Here is a 17785-nt window from a genome sequence, read left to right as displayed (position 1 = left end):
GGGTTGACAGACTCAAATCGAGCGCGCAATCTTTGCCTACCAACTGACAGGCAGGTAACTGACCATGACACATGCAACTACACCCACCACCCATGCAAACATCCCGATGATGAAAATCCACGACTGGTACGACGGTCCTTACCCGGCACGTGTACGCATCGCACTGGCCGAAAAAGGCCTGCTCTCGAACATCGAGTTCGTGTCCGTCAACCTGTGGACCGGCGAACACAAGAAACCGGAATTTCTCGCCGTCAATTACTCAGGCACCCTCCCCGTACTGGAACTGAACGACGGCACCCTCATCGCCGAATGCACCGCCATCACTCAGTACCTTGATGCACTGGTGGGCAGCCCCGACCTGACCGGCGAAACGCCTGTCGAAAAAGGCCTCATCCACATGATGACCAAGCGCGCGGAAATCGAATTTCTCGACGCCGTCAGCACCTACTTCCACCACGCCACCCCGGGACTGGGTCCAGACGTCGAGCTGTACCAGAACGCCGAATGGGGCAACCGCATGCGCGACAAGGCCGTCAGAGGCATGCGCTATTTCGATGAACTGCTCAAGCATCAGCCCTTTGTTGCAGGCGAAAAGTTTTCGATGGCGGATATCGCCGTGCTGGGTGGGATGATCTTTTCATCGCTGGTGAAACTCGCGGTACCTGAAGAATGCACTGCAGTGCGCGAATGGCATGTGCGCATGCAGGAACGGCCGAGTGTGAAGACGTGGAAAGAGATGGTTGAGAGCGGCAGGCCGAAGGGCTGAGCAGGTCAGTCCTGATCCGGCGGGTGGACGCAATGCAGTGGTCAACTGTGTGCGGACACCTCGTCGGCTATTGTCGGGCTGCTTGCTGCTCACGAGGATTGGGCGGCCCGGACTTGAAAAACCATCCAGACTGATCACTAAGCGCGATTCATCTCCTATAAAGAAGCTCTCCCTGAAAAAACCATTCAATCGTATGCTTTAACCAGATCCTGAACGGAGATGCCAACTTTACTTCTTCGAGGAAAGCATCTTCTATCTGCAAATAGATTCTGATCTTTTTCGTCAGCCTGGAACCCGTCGATGAGACAGCTGATCGCCCTATTTCAGATCCGGCTGGCTAGCGACGATGGCGATTCAGGGATTCGATATATACATGCTTGATTGCCAAGCTACCCCTCAAGCTCGAACTGCTGAAACCCAACACGTCGGACGTCAATCCAAAAATCATCCCTTGGCTCATATTGCCCCATGCAAACACTGTGCGCCTGACACCATTCATCTTCGTCGGTCAGGATGCGATCCCAATCGAAGTCAGGGTTCTTCGAAATGGCGTAGCCAGGATAAGGTTTGTCGAGGTCAACGTGAATCGAGTACACGAACAGAGGAGATTCCCGCGGCATGTGAGTTTCATACAACCGCATCAGTTCGGGCATCTGCGCTTTACAGTGCTGTTCGGCAAACTTCAGTGCCTGGGGCAAATCATCCCACGCAGCCTTGACCGCGAGTTGTGCGGCGACGAGCCTGGCGCTAGGTGGCTCGTCATTGTGGTGTTGGACGTAAATCAATCGGCTGCCGAACTGGAATTCGCACTGCCAGATACCTGAGGGCGTACGCCAGTGGCCGAGCATGGGTTCGGTCAGTAGATTGATGTCCATGTGGGGACCCTTAGATCGAAGGTGTTCAGGTTACTCTATCCATCATCGGCCTGGGAATGCCATACGTGTTTGGGCTACTTGTCAGACTTCCACGGATCAGCATCCTCCACTCCTTTGGAGTCAACAGCTGAGCTCAGTTGTTCACAAGATGCCACGTTGGACGCATCATGCTGCGAATATCCAGCTTACCGATAAGCTGGATTTTCTGCAGGCCCGACAGGATATATACTTTCCTCCACAGCATCGGCCAAGAGCAGTCAGTAAACATCCCCTAAGCCAGCACCAGGCAAGGTAGATTACATAGTGAAAAACTGGGTAGCCAATACAAAAATCAATGCACTGTTAGGGGCTAGCTCTCAAGGCTTTGACGGCGTAAAGGCTAGGCGAGCGCTTATAGATTACTGCGATAGTTATCAAACCATTTACCCGTTTGAAATTCTTGAAGAGCCACTTGATTTTTTGAAAAGCAGCATAAATTCAGATGCTAAACATCGGGAAATGCGAGAAATGCTTAAGATAGCAGCTGGAGAATACTGCATCAGTTTGAATGAGATCGCCGAGGCGCTTCTTGACCTGATAGACACCCCGGTCATTAGTACGGAACAGGCAAAAAAAATCATCAACCACGTTTTTGAAGCATTTTCCTGCAATGAAAGCCCCTCAGATTTCATTCCAAGAGAAGATACCTACTTGTGCGAAAACCTATTTGCGATGACCTCTAGCTAGCAAGTGACTGACACCGCTCGCTTTGCTCAAATAGAGCACAAGGTGTGCTCTCTCCATGAACGCGAAAAGGTCGAGACCCTGCGGCAAACAACAAGAAATGCCGTAGATGACGTCGGTTCAAATGGAAACAATCCCTTTCAAGCGCTACCGTTCTCAGTGTTCTGAAGGGTAAAACTCGCCTTCATCACCTTGCACTTGCGCCTTGAGACATCCGGCGACTTCTTGAAGTTTGAGAATCGCGGGCTCGGACGGGTCTTTGGTGTACAGCTCCCCGAGGTCGGCCTGGTACCATAATGGAAACTCGTCCCCCGGAAGCGTAACCATAAAATCGTCAGGCCCGTTAACGGGATCTTTCACTATCTGAGGATCAGACTTCACGCACGTGAGCCATTCTTCGAATGGTTATCCTGGGTCCTTCCTCATCAGCCCAAAAGGGTTTTCGGCTGATGTGAATGTCAGAACCCGCAGTCGCAAAGGGGCTCAGGCAGAAAAGACACAACAAACTGATCGCGTACATTCGCTGGATAATTGGAAGCCTTATCGCCAAAACTTCCACCAGGGGCGAGCTCTCTCCTCATCCATCGTTGTGCTTGTCTGCCTGTAAACAGCAGTTGCGATCGCATGAGTCTGCGCCGCCATTTCATCTAACCAATCTTGAGGCCCGATCCAATGATCGTGAACTGCCTCCAGAAACTCTCGATCCAGAGGCAGCTCGGAGGCATCGCCAACGACCGTACTGAAAGCCTCGCATTTTGGACACCAAGCGGTGGTGTCAGTAAACCGTGTCACATCAGAGGCAGGAAATACCGCATAGCAACCAAAGCAAGCGCAATCGTTGCTGATGAGGATTTCTGCCTGATTGCGGTTCGCATGATCATGCGCGCTGTCAGTGTCGAGCATTCCTACCTCCATCGCAGTGCGCCAGATTAAGTGGTCACAGGATCACAAGGCAGTCAGGCGATCAAGCTGCTCTGCCGAAGGAAATCCCAGTGTCCGATAGCGAGGTGGATAGCCCGCTTCTGCAGTCAACAGATCGCCAAGCTCGGATTCAACTTCGCCCCAGAGAACGGTTTTTACTGTCGGTTCCCCACCCGGAACGGGATCAACAAACGCGACGCGATCAGTCTTGGGCAATAAAGTCGGCACATCTTTTGTCCAAACGCCCATCGATACGGTGTTGCCATTCTGATCAGCAAGCTCATAGAGATGGTACGAAGCAACAAACACATCGACACCCGTTTCCAGATTGAGCTTATCGAGCAACTCTTTCTGATTACTGTAGCTACCCTGAAGCAGCATATGTTCCAGTGTGGCCAGACGGTTATTGACGCCTTCATCATCAGGGTGAAATGGAACGATATCGCGCCCGTCATAAGTATAAATGTCAGTGGAGATTGCCCTGCCATTCTCCAGGGCTTTGAAGCTAAGCTCGACCATCTGACGGATCCCTTGTTCGTCCTTGTCGCCCGTGACTATCAAGACGTCACGATTGGGGATCATGAACACCGGGCGACCTTTAACTGGTGCGCGCTGCAGGACATCTGGCAACAAGACTCTGCTGCTGTCGTATCCGTCCGCCCATTCCGCGACGTGGAGCCCAGGGATAATCTCACCAAAGGCCTCGTGCGTAGCATCGCGCAAGTTCTCAATGGCGATCACCACTGCCTCATCCATTGTGATGCCCCACTGCGCTTCGGGGCCCTTCGTAAGGGTGGCGGTGGCCTCGGGAGAATCGACGGCAAGCATAATCACACAGTCGCGGCCCAAGGGCTGATAAACGACATCGTGCGGCTTGCAGCCGCCATTTCTGGCTTGCTCCAGCCGAACCTCTTCAAGCATGGCAAGATTCCGAATTACCGGACGTAAATGTACTTTCACGCTTTCAAAGACCGTCGCGGCCCCCTGGACAGACACCAATAGAGTCGATACGTACCCATTCAGGATTGCGGCCTTCTGGGTCTTGTCTCCATTTTGATAGTCGCGAAAGGCATTATGAAGATTGAAGTACGAGCCATTGCTATGAAGGATGCGAAACTCGCTAGCCTGAAAATCCATGGCCTCGCTGTAGCCAGCCTTGCGGGCTGACTCGATAAATTTTTGGGCAAATTTTTCCTGGGTCATAGGACGACCGAGAATTTTGTCGAGCAGGGATTGGAGCATGCACAGGATCCTTCGTGTCAGCAGGCATTTATAAACAGGGTGGGTTGGGCGCAGCTAAGCCTGTTCACAGCATGAACGGCCGCTCTCTATATCGACAAGTACCAGATGAAAAATAGGGTCGTACTCAATCAACTTGCCGCATGATCTCGACGAGGCTATGTTTTCACAACGCGCATCGCTATTTGCCAAACGATCCAATACATCATGTATTGAAAGCCTTACGCCCAAGCATAGGTTCAGCTTTCTGATTGTTTTTGCCTGACGAGGCTACGTGCTCTATGGCGGCGAGACTGGGATAACGTTTTGTCCTCGGCGCATTGAGACAAGAGCGCGATCAGCTCGACGTCTATCGGAAAGCCATCCTCTAGCCACTTAAGCGCCAGCCCCGACCAATATTCGGAATGCGAACGCTAGGCTTTGATCACTACCGACTACAACGTTATACCGGCAAGCAACGTATATCTTTCGCCAAGGACTTTCCGCTGTGGCCTCTAGAAAATGAATGTTGAGTTTTTTGTCATGAATGCCGCAGCGTTTCCACCACCCGCGCTTCATGGGTTTTGCAATGACTGGCTTAGGTTCGTCTTGAGTTCTTGCGAGGCTTGCGCGATCGCGCTTTGCACTGCTGGTAGATGGTTGAACGCGTTCGATAGCCCAAAGTCGTGAATCATGCCGTTGTAGCGTACCGACGTCACTTGCACACCCGCAGCGTCGAGCTTGCAGCCGTAAGCTTCGGCTTCATCGCGCAGGACATCGAATTCAGCCGTCTGGATCAGCGTCGGCGGCAGGCCTTTCAATTGCTCTAGCGTAGCCTGCAGCGGCGATGCGTAAATCTGCTTGCGTGCCTCGGCATCGGTTGTGTAGTGGTCCCAGAACCACGCCATGAGGTCTTTGGTCAGGAAGTAGCCGTTGGCAAATTCCTTGTACGACGGCGTGTCGAAGTTTGCATCCGTTACCGGGCACAGCAATAGCTGCGAACGCAGTGCAGGTGAACCTTTATCGTTCGCCATCAGAGCTACAGCTGCGGCCAGATTACCACCTGCGCTGTTACCCGCTACGGCCAGGCGGTTGCCGTCGACATTGATCTCCTGGCCATGCTCGGCCACCCATTTGGTTGCGGCATAGGCTTGTTCGATGGCAACGCCGTATCCCGCCTCAGGCGAAAGACTGTAGTTAACGAACACCGCCACCGCGCCAGAGCCCGCCACCAAGTCACGCACCAGCCGTTCGTGCGTTGGGAAGTCGCCAAGCACCCAGCCGCCGCCGTGGAAGTACATGAACGCGGGCAGGGTCTTCTGTTGGCTGCCGGCCGGGCGCACGATGGTCAGTTGCAGGTCGCTGTCATTGACACGAATCGTTTTCTCGCTGACCTCAGCTTCCGGCAAGACCACGTCGTAGGCGGCCTGGGCACCCGCCAGCGCCGCGCGGGCATCGGTCGGCGACATGCTGTCGAGCGTCTGGCCGCCCTCAAGGGACTGCAGGAATTTTGCCACGTTGTGTTCCACGCCAGGCCGTTCGGCTGCGGAGGCGCTACCAGGCGACAGAGCAACGACGGAAAGGGCGAAAGCGGAGCTTAGAGGCTTCATGATGTTTCCTTTTTACCGCCTGAGTGTGTGCGTCATTAAGTAGCGGCCTGTTTAATGACTTTGTTGCGCCTGCGGTCAGGCGAACGAAGTCAGCGGATTTCGGGCGCTGTGCCGGACGCATAGTTGCAGCCCCGCTCGGCTGCAAAGAAAACACGACAGATAGGGTTGAAGCCTCATCTGCCGCGTGGCCAAGGAAGTCAGGTATTCAAGGCGCGACATGGGTGTGGAAGATCTTGCTGACGACCGTCCACTTGCCATCGACCTTCAGCAGGTTAAAGAAATCCGTAAAGCAAAAGCCCGATACGTCATTGGTGTCGATACGTGCACTGGCAGCGGTGCCTACGATGTCGATATTGACGATTACACCTTGAGCTTCAGGAGACGGGCGGAACGCGCTGTCAATGCCATCGAACAATGTCTGAATCGGGCCGCCGGTCAGCTTGCCGTCACCATCGACGCTGAACATCGTTGCCTGCTCGCTGAAAGCGGGCTTCATGATGCTGCTTTTGGCCTGTTTGCAGCCTTCGCTGTATTTGTTCAGTACCTCGGTGATGGCCTGATATTCCTGCACATAAGTAGGCTTGTTCATGTTTGTACTCCTGGTAGTTAATTCGAGTCGTGTTAAAAAGACCGGTTACTTTTGGCGGGTATTGAGATCGTCCCCTGCGACCACCCATAGCGACGCCAAGCGCTGGGGCCCAAGGTCTCGCTTTTGAAGTGTTGCCCAGTTGGTTTATTCAGCGAGCGTCGGCCAGTCGGTGTAACCTTTTGAGCCGTTACCGTAATAGGTTTCGCGTGGCGCAACAGTGAGTTCTGCACCTTCTTTCAATCGACGCACCAAATCCGGATTGGCAATAAACGGGCGACCGAAAGCCACTGCATCGACCTTGCCTTCAGCACGGCGAGTAACGGCGAGTTCGATGTCGTAATTGTTGTTGCCGATGTAGGGGCCTTTGAACCGCGCACGTAACGCATCGAGATCCACGTTTTCGGGAACAGTGCGTGACGTAGCGGTAGCGCCCTCGACAAAATGCATATAGGCGAGCTGGAAGCGATTCAGTTGCTCGATCAGATAGCCATAGGTTTGCATTACCTGGCTGTCCAAGGGCGTGTTGCCTGCATCTGGCGTCACGGGAGAGAGGCGAATGCCAACCCGTTCATGCCCCCAGATCTCGACGACTGCGGCGGTGACTTCCAGCGTGAGTCGTGTGCGATTCTCAATCGAACCACCATATTGGTCGGTTCGCTGATTGGTAGAGTCGCGCAGGAACTGATCAAGCAGATAGCTATTGGCAGAGTGCACTTCCACACCATCAAAGCCTGCACGTTTTGCGCATGCGGCGGCGTGTCGGTATTGCTCGATAATGCCTGGGATCTCGAATGTTTCCAGCGCTCGCGGCATGGAGACGTCCATCATCCCCTCTTCAGTAAAGGTCTGGCCTTCGGCTTTAATCGCCGATGGCGCTACCGGTGCCGTGCCGTCGGGTTGCAGGTCCACATGCGAGAAGCGCCCCACATGCCACAGTTGGCAAACGATAAGTCCACCAGCGGCATGCACCGCATCTGTTACCCGCTTCCAGCCTGCTACGTGCTCTTCAGTCCAGATGCCTGGCGTCAATGCATACCCCCGCGCCTGCGCGGAAATATTGGTCGCTTCACTGATGATCAAACCAGCGCTGGCACGTTGCGCGTAGTAGCGAGCGTGCATTTCGTTGGGTACGCCTTCTGGCCCCATGCGGCTGCGCGTTAACGGGGCCATGACAATGCGGTTGGCCAGTGATAAGGCGCCTAAAGCCATTGGCGTGAAAAGATCCGTTGATGGGCTGTTGGGTGTCATTGTGATTCCTAGTGATAACTGTTTTGCCGGATAAAAATCCTTGCTGCATCAACTATGGTGGTTAATGATAATGACGTAAATAGCCATAAGTATGGATACAGTATGAGCAAAAAAGTCATAATGCAGAGCCCGACGCGTGCTGAGGGCGTTGACGATTCACTGCCTCTACCGCCGGTGCATTTACCCGGTCTTTTGACGTTCGAGGCGGCCGCCAGACATTTGAACTTTGCACGCGCCGCCGCAGAAATCGGTGTTACGCCCACTGCGGTATCACGCACGATCAAAAGCGTGGAGGCGCAACTCAATGTACGGCTGTTCAATCGAACGACACGCAGTGTCAGCCTGACCGAGGCCGGCGCGTCATTGAACGCGGCATTGGCACCTGCGCTTGCCTTGATCAGAGACTCCTTGTCACAAGTCTCGCTCGTGACAGATCAACCCTCTGGCACAGTGCGCCTCAACTCGTCGTACGTTGCATACCGCATCCTGATCGAACCGCATCTGACCGCCTTCATGGAGAAGTACCCGTTGATCAACGTCGAGGTATCGCTGGATAACCAACTTGGCGATATCGTAAATGCCGGTTTCGATATCGGCATGCGCATGGGAAAAAGAGTGCAGAACGACATGGTCGCGGTACAGTTGGGATCGACACAAAAAAGAATTGTGGTGGCAGCGCCGGATTACTTCAGCACCTTGGCTGAGCCCCAGGCACTGGAGCAACTGCTGAAGCACAACTGCATTCGCCAGCGGTATTCAGTGGGTGGACGATTCTTTGAATGGAAGTTCGAAGATGGCGGGCAAATGGTTCAAGTCGATGTTCAAGGGCGTTTTATCTTTGACGAAATGAGATCCGTCCTTGATGCGGCAGTACAAGGCCAGGGTATTGGTTTTGTTTTCGAGGACTTCGCAAGGCCAGAGTTGGAAAACGGTACGCTTCGTCAGGTATTGAAGCAGCACAGCGGCATGGACGATGCGTTCCATCTTTATTACCCGCATCGTAAACACATGCCAGGCAAGCTGCGTGCGTTTGTTGATTTTATGCGTAGCGCTAACGAGGTTGGGAAATTTTGATTTAACTTTTTCAGGTGCGGCTTGTTGAGAAATATCGAGTTTTCAACGCTATGAATGGTTACTACGTTCACTTTTGGCCGATGGCTAGCACTCAGAACCACTCATATTCGGTCAGCCGTCTGAATGCTGACAATGCTTTTCAAACTGTCCCCGATGGAATGACACTCGCGGATTCATGTCATTCCAGGCAACCGCAGTGAGTAGGCTGCAGGGACGAGACCTCAGTGAGGTCGACGCCCGCGCCGTCATAAACGGCGCCTCTGATCCAGCTTCCACCGTATGTGCCAAAGGGGATTGAAGGCATGAGCGAGTTGCTGTCAGTTGCTACGCTGGCAGAGGCCCGAATGCACGGTATGAATCGACCAAGGCATCGAAAAGCGAGATATCCGAGCGACTTCTGGCAAAGAGCTGGGCACCGACAATAGCTGTGAAAATTGCACGTGCTCTGCATTCACTCTCACCTGATTCGCACACCTTCGCAGCCAATAGAAGCTTGCGTAGCCATGCAATATTGACCTCAGCAAAAGTCTGAATTTCTTTTGTCATCTCAATGGGCAAAGTATCGGTTTCAGCGCCCATGAAACTGCCCAGGCAGAGACGATTGTCGGCCTCAAGCGATCTTCTGAAGATTTCCGGAAAGCGACGCAAAGCGTCAATCGGAGACGGGCTTTCAGATTCGATCGTCTCGAGCGCAAGCGCACCGTCCTCCCAATATCGTTTGGCAACGGCAATACCCAGATCGGCTTTGCTTGGAAAATGGTAGTAAATACTCGCCGCTTTGATACCGACATCTTGCGCAAGGTCGCGGAAGTTCAAACCATTGTAGCCCTGCGATTGGGCAATTCTCTTGGCCGCCAACAAAATGGCTTCTTTGGAGTTGACGCTCATTCTGGTGCCTTTCGTCTTGGGACGATCTCTCAAATAGGGAAAGTTAATTTACAGCAAAGGCCTACCGTGAGACAGGTAGATTGTCAGTGGAGAACAGTGAGGCCGACTTGACTTGAGTCGCTCAAGCACAAGGCGTTCCATCATGTTTCCGTAAGCTTCACCGACAGCCGACACTACCGAGATCGCCACGGGCACCGAGAAAGCCAAGGGTATGGCGATCTCGGCGTACGGAGTTTCCATTGACAGGTTATTACGGGGCTGGCGAATCCAGCTCAGGAATGCCGCTGTTGCGATCAGCGTAGGCAGCCTGGAAGCTTGGACGTTTTGCCCAGCGCTGCCAGTACGCATCCAGGAACTCAAAACGCTCGTCCAGTGGAGTGGCATTGACCGGGAATTTCGAGAAGGCGATCGCGGTCGCCAGTGTAATATCCGAGAAGGTCGGGGCGTCGCCGCCTAGCAGCCATTCGCGGCCGTCTGACAGATGACGGTTGACCAGTGCAGCGTGAGCCAAAGCTTCCTTACGGCAGTGTTCGCCCCAAGCCTCGTTTTTGGTCAGTTCCAGCTTGAAGCCGAGCCCGGTGTGCAACACGTGGAACGCTGTAACGATGCGGTACAGGATGTGCACCCACACCCGGTTATCCCACATGTTATCCAGACCCTGTTCCAGTGCGGTCGCTCCCATGATCTTGCGACCGGGATACTCCTGGTCAAGATAACGAACGATGGCACCCGTTTCGGAAATGTAGCTACCGTCGGCCAGTTGAAGGGTGGGTGTTTCGCCCCACGGGTTCATATTCAAATGACGCCAGCCACGCTGTTCCCCTACAGGGGACATGTCATAGATGGTCTCGGCAAACTGGTCAGCGATGCCCTTTTCGTGCATGAACAGACGCAGACGCTGTGGATTCGGAAAGGCCGAAGGCGAAGTGAAGAGCTGAAGCTTAGTAGTCATGGTCGTTCCTGCAGATGGGGTGGCTGGCTTACCTAACTACCGTTAGGTAAGCCAGACTTTAGCGAGCGGCTGAGCACCCGTCAACCCCTACCTAACACTTGTTAGGTAAATTTTTGGGATGCTTTCGCTGCGTTGGTTCGATTGAGGTGGATCGCTCGCTTCACCGGCGAAACCCAGCAAGTTAAACTTCCCGGACCAAACCTAAGCCCCCAACGGAGCCCCATGAAATACGACGATGCCAGTTGGCACTACACAGGAGACTTCCCAGCAGACCAACCCAAAGAGCAAGGCGGCACGCACATAGCGCTTTTCCTGAAATGGTGCTTTTTGAAAGGCTGGGCTGGCGAGGATCATGTTGAGGATGAGCCTGAAGCTGTAGCCGATGTCATCAGCGGCAAGCTCTCTGCCACCGAATTTCTTTTCCGATACTGCGACGGAAAATTCACGGAGGAGGATCTGACTGAAGCAGGAAATCTTTTCACCCAACAGTATTACGGGGACGATGGCTTTTACCTTCATGACTACACCGAGCACTTCGGTGACTTGATGTTTGTTGCCCCAGAGTCAGCGCACGACTTCGATAAGTTTTCCTCGATATTGGAAGCCAGGTTTACCAGTGGAGTGCTGGTGAAGGCTACATCCTGAAGCCTTAGACCCAGCGTTGAACCAACCCGTTAGAGGGTTCGCCCGACAATTTTCATGCACTTGATGTCGGGCGTCGGGGTTTCACAGAGTGCATTTCCCAAGCCCTCTGACACGCCCCCCAAAGCAAGTTACCTTTCAAACAGCACCCTTCACATCCGGAACCGGTGGTCGTCTTCACAAACCCATCATCGGGCAACAGAAGCACTCGTCAAACCACCTTGACCAGTCGACAGTCTCCTTCCCGGCCTATGTAAATTCACAACATTTCACAGCCCGTGTCACATCCACCTCATGTGCGCTCCCTACCCTCGGATCTGTTCGAGCCTTACCCCTTTCTACCCTGCCAGTCAGCCGGTCAGTGCTCGGCGTCGCTTTCACGGGGCGCTGTGCTGGCGGGGTTTATTACCAAGGAGCCTGCACATGTCCGTTTCCGTAGAAAACATATCCAAGAACCGCACGGCGGAATCCAATTCGCAAAGTCAGTGGAGCAACTCGGTTGACCGCGCCAAGGCCAAAGACGCGGGCATCGAGTGGGAGCTGCCCGGCGATGACAAGCGATCGGCCCAGGAGATTATCGACGCCAGCCCCTTGCTGAAGAATCTGGGCAATCAGAGTGGCGTGAAGGACAAGCTCAAGGAGCGTGTCGGTGACTTCGAGCATGATCGCGACGCTGCGTATCGCGCCGTTCAGGTGCTGGACCATGTGGAGTTGCTGAACGAGGACGGCGTCCGCATCGTAAATGGCAATGACGGCAACGGCCGGGTCGATGGGTTTACCAAGGGCGGTGACGCCAAACACGGCACCGAAGCCGGTCGTTTGCAGGATTTCGGCAAGTACGGCTGGGAGAATCTCAAGGGTGAGCTCAAGCACGTGGACAGCGCCGGTGACAGCAGTGCGGCGCGGGAGCAGGCCGAAGCGGCGGGCATTCAGTGGGTGCGGCCGGAGGGCGATACCCGTTCGGCTCAGGACATCATTGACGACAATCCGCTGCTCAAGAACCTGGGTAACCAGAGCGGCGTGAAGGACATGCTCAAGGAACAAGTGGGCGATTTCGAAAGCGATCCCGATGCAGCTTTCCGTGCGGGTCAGGTGATGGATCGTGTCGTTGGCTACGACGAGGGTGGCAAACCGCTGACCGGCAAGGATGTGGCCGACACACGGATCAATGGCTTCACCAAGGGTGGCGAAGCCAAACACGGTACCGAAGCCGGGCGTCTGCAGGACTTCGGCAAATACGGTTTCTCGTCTCTGCCCAAGGCGCAGGCCAGTCAGGATATCGCCGGGTATAAAACCTACGTTGAAACCAACAAGAACGCCGACGAGGGCTCCAAACAGATTGCGCAGTACACGGCGATTCTGGAGCAGATGTACGACTCGATCCGTGGCAAGACCGGCGCCGACAGTACCCTCACCGCTCAGAACATCAATGATTACAAAGACAGCAACCCGCAGCTGGGCGGCCTGGAGAAGGACGCCTTGAGCTTCTGGTCGCAGCCCGGTGCCTTCAAGCTGCTCGACACGGCCAGCGGCAATCTGGCGAAGTCGGCCGACGGCAAAGTCAGCAGCGGCGACCTGCAAGCCTTCCTGAAAAGCGGTGCTCCGGTGGACGCCATGACCCTGAGCAGCCTGCTGTCCAGCGTGGTTTCCGGGAACCTGACCAGCAACGTGGACACCAGCAAGCTGGGCAAAGACGTGTTCGAACACCCTGAACACTACACGGCCGAGGAGAAAGTCGCGGTGCTGCTGGATTTGCAAAAGTCCCAGAAGCTGGTGGTGGACGGCGCCAATGCCGGCATGTGGGGCGACGATTATGGCAAGGTGGCCATCGCCAATGGGTCGGGCGCTATCTGGGAACCGGAAAAGCTGCTCAAGGATATCGGCGACCACATCGCCATTCTGCAGAATGATCCCGACACCGCAGCGTTTCTTAAAGACAGCAGCGCTGCGGGCATGAAGGACCTGTTCGAGGCCAGTCCGGGCCTCAAGGATGCAGTCAGCAAAACCTACGAAGACGAGATCAAGTCCGGCAAGGCGCTGGACAAAGCGTGGGAGGCGAACACCAAGGATGGCAAGACCGATCAGACCGCCGCGCTGACTCAGTTCTATGCCACCGCTCAAAGCTTCCAAGGGATGCTGGGTATCAACAACGCTACCGAGATCCAGGCTGGCGTGGGCAAGTCCTCTCACAGCGAAGCCCTGCAGACCTATTACAAGGATTCTCTGGCGTCCGGCGAGCGTCTGCGCGAATTGCTCAAGACCAACGCACCGGAAGCGGCTGCCAGTGCGTTCAGCATGGAAGTCGCGCTCTACAACGCCACGCTGGACCCGACCTTTACCGGTGAGTTCGACAAGCAGCTCAACGACAATTTCTCGACGATATCCCAGGAACACCTCTTCAAGGACGCCACCTTCGAAGACATGCAAAAAGCCTTCGGCAAGGACGGCGGCAAGGACCTTGACGAGGACAAGGTCCGCAAGCTGATCGACCAGATGCGCCAGGAATCCCCGGAACTGCTGCTGAACAAGGATGGCACTGTCGCGACGACCGATCAGGTGCTTTCGGGCTTCAGGGGTAACTGGGACATGTTTCGCCAGGGCACCAAGGCACTGGACAAGATGGACATGCTGACCAAGTTCGACACCGGCGGCGACGCCAAAGGTGCCTATGGCAGCGGCGTGCTTCACGGGGTCAGCGGTCTGTTCATGGCGGGCATGACCATCGCACGGGGCGCACAGGGCTCGGGTAAGCTCACGGATCGCAACATCGTCGACATCACCACCGGTTCGGTGCAGGCGGCCACGCTGTTCACCGAAGGCGGCACCAAGGCTTATCAGGTCTCGATGAACGAGGCGATCGAGAAAAGGGAAAAGACCCTGACGGGTAACCCTGACAACCTTTCTCAGGAACAGCTCGATAAGCTCAAGGACAACATCAAGGACAGCAAAAACGCGATCGCTGTCTCCAAGCAGTATGAAGAAGCAGCCAAAGGCCTGGGCGGTCTGGCCAATATCGCGGCGGGTGCCTATGGGATTTTCGATGGCGTGAACGCGATCCGTCGAGGCGACAACCTGACTGGCGGCTTTGGCGTGACTGCCGGGTCTCTGGGCGTGCTTTCCGGTTCAGCCTCGGCCCTTGAGGGCACACTGGGCCTGCTGGGCGCCAACCTGCCCCGCTTCATCCCGGCGCTGGCTGCCGCAGCCGGTACTCTGGGCTTCCTGGCTGGCGGCGTGGCGGTTCTGGGGGCGATCATTCCCGGTCTGGTCAGGGAAGGACAGCAACAGGCCAAGGCCGATGACTTCGCGCAGGTGCTGGGCGACAGCATCAGACGCTATGCCATCGACGGTGTGAAGGATGGCACCATCGACGACATTCCAATCAAGGACTGGCCGGGCGGCGAAGACTCCACCGTCGCGTCCTGAGGCAACACGGGGTGCAAGCCCCGTGACTTGCACTGATCCTTGTGCCCGGTATCGCCAGGTGCATGGATCAGGTCTCGCGCTTGATCATCCCGCTCAACCACTCCCGACTGCGTGCCAGCACCCTCCCCGACATCGCCGTCGGGAAGTGAACGAACCCGTGCGGCAAGTCCGGCAGCCGGTGCATCTCAACCTCCGCCACAGTTTTCCAGCGCTCGGCCATTTGCAGGGTGTCGTCCAGCAACGGATCGATGTCGCCGACGAACATCAGCGCAGGCGGCATGCCGGAAAGATCGCCATACAACGGCGACAGCGTGGGTTGCTGGCGCTGCTCGTCAGTAAGCCCTGGCGTGAGCAGGCGCAAGGCCTCGACCATGCCGGGACCATCGAGAACGAGGGTTTCAGGCCCGGCGTTGCGCACGCTGGGGGTTCCGGTGAGGTCGTAGACGCCGTAGTAGAGCAGCGCGCCTTTGATGCGTTGCAGCAGGTCGGGCTTTTCTTTCAGTTTCAGCAGGGTCGTGGCCGCGAGGTGGCCACCGGCGGATTCACCAACGACGATCACGGGTAGGCCCGCGAACTCAGGGCAGTTGTCTCCCAGCAGCCAGCACGCGGCCGAGAAACAGTCTTCCATCACCCCTTCAACGGGCGTGGACACGGCGAGCCGGTAATCGACCGACACCACGGCCACCTCGCATTCGTTGACCATCGCGACGTTGAGGTCATCGTTCATCTGCGCATTGCCGATCACCCAGCCGCCGCCGTGAAAGTCGAGCACGACGCCTTTTGGCTGGCCCTTGGGCCTGATGATGCGCACAGACACGGGGACACCGTTGCTGCTGACAATTTTCTTTTCGGCCTGCAGTCCGTGTCGAGTGAGCTTGCCCCCGCCGCCAATCTGGCTGACGCGCAACAGTGACTGGATCAGCACGGGCATGACGCGGTTGCGTATCTTGAAACGCGGAAAGCGGGCGAGCTTCCTGTTTAGCTGGCGAGCCTCGGCACGCTCCTGCTCGCTGAAAGACATGGACTGTCTGTTATCCAAATGCTTGCGCTCCTGTCAGGCCGATCGTCGCCGTGATGAATGATGTGGTGCAGTCATGAATAGAGTCGCGCGTCGCGGCAGCGTTCATTGCATGAAATGACGATGCGATGTTGCCTCGCGCAGTGTTAAGGGCTGATGTACGTATTCATTGATTGATCAATGCGGCAGCGCCGGGTAAAAAACCCTGTGCCTTTCTGAACGTGCAAGGAGCACCGGATGCTGGAGTTGAACACTGAACGGCTGTACCTGCGAACACTGGTCGAGGCTGACTGGCCACTGTTTTTCAGGCTGCACCGTGAACCGCAGACCATGCAGTATGTGTTCGGAGACATCGGCGAAGAGATGATTCGCAGAGGCTTCGATCATCGGCTGCCTGCATGGACGCCGCAGTCGGACCACTGGCTGTGTCTGGTGGTGATCGACAGGCAGAGCGGGCAGGAGCTGGGCGTGAGCGGCTTTCGTATCCTGTCGCCGGGGCATGCCGAAATCGGTGGTCTGTTGTTGCCTGAGCATCAGGGCCTGGGTTACGGCACCGAGTCCTGGCACGCCGTCATCGACTATGCCGCCGCCATCGGGCTGGACTCGCTGGAGGCAACCGTGACCGATGGCAACATCGCGTCCTGCAAGCTGCAGGAGAAATGCGGCTTCACCTTCGAGCGTCGCGTGCCACAGGCGTATCAGATTGGTGAGCAGTGGTTTGATGATCTTGTGTACGGGTTGCAGTTGGGGCCGCTGCGCAGCCCATCGCTGCCGTCGTAACCTCCGAGAGCTCCCACGCCCTCCGGGCAGAAACAGAGTTCAGCGTTTCTTGAGAAGTCCGGTGTTTGATAGAAAAACACCGGACTGTGGGAGGCGGCTTGCCGGCGATCTGCCGGGAACCGGCAGCAAGACTGGTTGAACGCTCACGCCCTCGGCCGCGTCCCCAGGATCGTCACGCGCTCGCCGTAACGTGAATGGGGGAAGTAGTCCCAGACTGCGTGGTGCTGCGTGGAGCGGTTATCCCAGAACACGAGGGTGTTGGGTGCCCAGCGGACTCGGCAGCTGAGGATCGGTTCGCGGGCCACCAGATCGAAGAGCATGTTCAGCAACGTCTGACTTTCACTGCCTGACAATTGCACGATGTGCGAGGTGAAACCCGAGTTGACGAACAGCGTCGGTCTGCCGGTTTCCGGGTGGCGAACCACGACCGGGTGTTCGCTTTTGGGCAGGCCTTCGGGCGGTGTGAAGCCCTTCCAGGGAATCTCGCCATCGTGAATGGCGGTCAAGCCACCGAGGAACTGCTGCATGGCCGGGGACAGCATGTCGATCGCCAGGTGCATGTTGGCAAACAGCGTATCGCCGCCGGTGCCGATGGCCGGGGTTTCCTTGACGTAGAGCATCGAGCCCATCGAAGGCTCGAGGTCGGCGGTGCCGTCGGTGTGCCAGGTTTCACCCGCGACGAAACGTGACTGGGCGTTGGCGCGGACCACCACCAGTTCCGGGTCATCACCATCAATGCTGTCCACCGGTAACGCTCGCAGTTCACCGAACAGTCGACCGAACGCCTTGTGTTGCTCCACGCTCAGGTGCTGGTCACGAAACACCAGCACATGGTTCTCCAGAAGCGCCCGGCGAATTTCGTCGAGTTGCCCGTCGTTCAACGGCTGTGACAGGTCCACGCCGCTGATCTCGGCACCAATGACAGGCGTCAGCCTGTCGATACCGATGCTGTGGTACGGCGCACGTGGCGCGCCCGCGATGCGCTCGATGGCCTTGAGTGCCGGTTGATCCATGTTCCTTCATCCTCTTCTTGTCATATCCGATTGCCGGGCCGATCA

General features: G+C 56.0%; 16 protein-coding genes. 6 read left to right on the top strand and 10 right to left on the bottom strand.

Going from position 1 to position 17785, the window contains the following annotated elements; all coding sequences use genetic code 11:
- Window positions 1-109 precede the first annotated feature (109 nt).
- On the top strand, window positions 110-766 hold the full coding sequence (locus tag AC0IXS_RS23645) for a glutathione S-transferase (RefSeq protein WP_471826286.1): 657 nt from the start codon (window positions 110-112) through the stop codon (window positions 764-766).
- 389 nt (window positions 767-1155) lie between these two features.
- On the opposite strand, the gene AC0IXS_RS23640 is transcribed toward AC0IXS_RS23645, so the two are convergent.
- Complete coding sequence (locus AC0IXS_RS23640) at window positions 1156-1641, bottom strand: hypothetical protein (RefSeq protein ID WP_122689462.1); 486 nt, start codon at window positions 1639-1641, stop codon at window positions 1156-1158.
- 303 nt (window positions 1642-1944) lie between these two features.
- On the opposite strand from AC0IXS_RS23640, the gene AC0IXS_RS23635 reads away from it, so the two are divergent.
- A complete protein-coding gene (locus tag AC0IXS_RS23635) occupies window positions 1945-2367 on the top strand; it encodes a hypothetical protein (RefSeq protein WP_122667529.1) in 423 nt (140 codons plus the stop codon).
- Window positions 2368-2904: 537 nt separating this feature from the next.
- On the opposite strand, the gene AC0IXS_RS23630 is transcribed toward AC0IXS_RS23635, so the two are convergent.
- The 5 genes from AC0IXS_RS23630 to AC0IXS_RS23610 all read right to left on the bottom strand — a co-directional run bounded on the left by AC0IXS_RS23630 (window position 2905) and on the right by AC0IXS_RS23610 (window position 7950).
- Window positions 2905-3267, bottom strand: coding sequence for a hypothetical protein (locus AC0IXS_RS23630; RefSeq protein WP_122667530.1), 363 nt, complete (start codon window positions 3265-3267; stop codon window positions 2905-2907).
- 42 nt (window positions 3268-3309) lie between these two features.
- Window positions 3310-4527, bottom strand: coding sequence for a DUF1444 family protein (locus AC0IXS_RS23625; RefSeq protein WP_122667531.1), 1218 nt, complete (start codon window positions 4525-4527; stop codon window positions 3310-3312).
- A 551-nt stretch (window positions 4528-5078) separates the two neighbouring features.
- Window positions 5079-6113, bottom strand: a complete 1035-nt coding sequence (locus AC0IXS_RS23620; RefSeq protein WP_471825836.1) for an alpha/beta hydrolase — start codon at window positions 6111-6113, stop codon at window positions 5079-5081.
- Between the two features lie 205 nt (window positions 6114-6318).
- Window positions 6319-6702: a nuclear transport factor 2 family protein gene (locus tag AC0IXS_RS23615; RefSeq protein ID WP_025996762.1), complete on the bottom strand. Its 384-nt coding sequence runs from the start codon at window positions 6700-6702 to the stop codon at window positions 6319-6321.
- A 144-nt stretch (window positions 6703-6846) separates the two neighbouring features.
- The gene (locus AC0IXS_RS23610) at window positions 6847-7950 is read right to left on the bottom strand and encodes an alkene reductase (RefSeq protein WP_471825833.1); all 1104 of its coding nucleotides are present in this window, start codon (window positions 7948-7950) and stop codon (window positions 6847-6849) included.
- Between the two features lie 102 nt (window positions 7951-8052).
- On the opposite strand from AC0IXS_RS23610, the gene AC0IXS_RS23605 reads away from it, so the two are divergent.
- Window positions 8053-9024 (top strand): LysR family transcriptional regulator, encoded by a 972-nt coding sequence (locus AC0IXS_RS23605; RefSeq protein ID WP_471825831.1) that lies wholly within the window; start codon window positions 8053-8055, stop codon window positions 9022-9024.
- A gap of 324 nt (window positions 9025-9348) precedes the next feature.
- Here AC0IXS_RS23605 and AC0IXS_RS23600 read toward each other — a convergent pair whose 3' ends face one another.
- Together AC0IXS_RS23600 and AC0IXS_RS23595 are read right to left on the bottom strand one after the other, a co-directional pair.
- Window positions 9349-9912 (bottom strand): TetR/AcrR family transcriptional regulator, encoded by a 564-nt coding sequence (locus AC0IXS_RS23600; RefSeq protein WP_057410752.1) that lies wholly within the window; start codon window positions 9910-9912, stop codon window positions 9349-9351.
- Between the two features lie 250 nt (window positions 9913-10162).
- A complete protein-coding gene (locus AC0IXS_RS23595; protein ID WP_122689455.1) occupies window positions 10163-10864 on the bottom strand; it encodes a glutathione S-transferase family protein in 702 nt (233 codons plus the stop codon).
- A gap of 222 nt (window positions 10865-11086) precedes the next feature.
- Here AC0IXS_RS23595 and AC0IXS_RS23590 point away from each other — a divergent pair, with 222 nt between their 5' ends.
- Window positions 11087-11509 carry a DUF7832 domain-containing protein gene (locus AC0IXS_RS23590; RefSeq protein WP_057410754.1) on the top strand — a complete coding sequence of 141 codons (423 nt, stop codon included), beginning with the start codon at window positions 11087-11089 and terminating at the stop codon, window positions 11507-11509.
- Window positions 11510-11929: 420 nt separating this feature from the next.
- Window positions 11930-14929 carry a type III effector HrpK domain-containing protein gene (locus tag AC0IXS_RS23585; RefSeq protein WP_471825828.1) on the top strand — a complete coding sequence of 1000 codons (3000 nt, stop codon included), beginning with the start codon at window positions 11930-11932 and terminating at the stop codon, window positions 14927-14929.
- Between the two features lie 67 nt (window positions 14930-14996).
- On the opposite strand, the gene AC0IXS_RS23580 is transcribed toward AC0IXS_RS23585, so the two are convergent.
- Entirely contained in the window at window positions 14997-15968 is a 972-nt protein-coding gene (locus tag AC0IXS_RS23580) for an alpha/beta hydrolase (RefSeq protein ID WP_414628202.1), read from the bottom strand.
- Window positions 15969-16184: 216 nt separating this feature from the next.
- Here AC0IXS_RS23580 and AC0IXS_RS23575 point away from each other — a divergent pair, with 216 nt between their 5' ends.
- The gene (locus AC0IXS_RS23575; RefSeq protein ID WP_449117369.1) at window positions 16185-16727 is read left to right on the top strand and encodes a GNAT family N-acetyltransferase; all 543 of its coding nucleotides are present in this window, start codon (window positions 16185-16187) and stop codon (window positions 16725-16727) included.
- A 143-nt stretch (window positions 16728-16870) separates the two neighbouring features.
- Here the strand turns inward: AC0IXS_RS23575 and AC0IXS_RS23570 are convergent, their stop codons facing one another.
- Window positions 16871-17740, bottom strand: a complete 870-nt coding sequence (locus tag AC0IXS_RS23570) for a TauD/TfdA dioxygenase family protein (protein ID WP_191957633.1) — start codon at window positions 17738-17740, stop codon at window positions 16871-16873.
- Window positions 17741-17785 lie beyond the last annotated feature (45 nt).

Source organism: Pseudomonas sp. AC016, from assembly GCF_979253365.1.
This window is presented reverse-complemented; position numbering and strand designations above follow the sequence as displayed.

Coding starts and splice junctions, on each gene's coding strand:
- AC0IXS_RS23645 (WP_471826286.1), top strand. CDS start 110: ATGAAAATCCACGACTGGTACGACGGTCCTTACCCGGCACGTGTACGC.
- AC0IXS_RS23640 (WP_122689462.1), bottom strand. CDS start 1,641: ATGGACATCAATCTACTGACCGAACCCATGCTCGGCCACTGGCGTACG.
- AC0IXS_RS23630 (WP_122667530.1), bottom strand. CDS start 3,267: ATGCTCGACACTGACAGCGCGCATGATCATGCGAACCGCAATCAGGCA.
- AC0IXS_RS23625 (WP_122667531.1), bottom strand. CDS start 4,527: ATGCTCCAATCCCTGCTCGACAAAATTCTCGGTCGTCCTATGACCCAG.
- AC0IXS_RS23620 (WP_471825836.1), bottom strand. CDS start 6,113: ATGAAGCCTCTAAGCTCCGCTTTCGCCCTTTCCGTCGTTGCTCTGTCG.
- AC0IXS_RS23615 (WP_025996762.1), bottom strand. CDS start 6,702: ATGAACAAGCCTACTTATGTGCAGGAATATCAGGCCATCACCGAGGTA.
- AC0IXS_RS23610 (WP_471825833.1), bottom strand. CDS start 7,950: ATGACACCCAACAGCCCATCAACGGATCTTTTCACGCCAATGGCTTTA.
- AC0IXS_RS23605 (WP_471825831.1), top strand. CDS start 8,053: ATGAGCAAAAAAGTCATAATGCAGAGCCCGACGCGTGCTGAGGGCGTT.
- AC0IXS_RS23600 (WP_057410752.1), bottom strand. CDS start 9,912: ATGAGCGTCAACTCCAAAGAAGCCATTTTGTTGGCGGCCAAGAGAATT.
- AC0IXS_RS23595 (WP_122689455.1), bottom strand. CDS start 10,864: ATGACTACTAAGCTTCAGCTCTTCACTTCGCCTTCGGCCTTTCCGAAT.
- AC0IXS_RS23590 (WP_057410754.1), top strand. CDS start 11,087: ATGAAATACGACGATGCCAGTTGGCACTACACAGGAGACTTCCCAGCA.
- AC0IXS_RS23585 (WP_471825828.1), top strand. CDS start 11,930: ATGTCCGTTTCCGTAGAAAACATATCCAAGAACCGCACGGCGGAATCC.
- AC0IXS_RS23575 (WP_449117369.1), top strand. CDS start 16,185: ATGCTGGAGTTGAACACTGAACGGCTGTACCTGCGAACACTGGTCGAG.
- AC0IXS_RS23570 (WP_191957633.1), bottom strand. CDS start 17,740: ATGGATCAACCGGCACTCAAGGCCATCGAGCGCATCGCGGGCGCGCCA.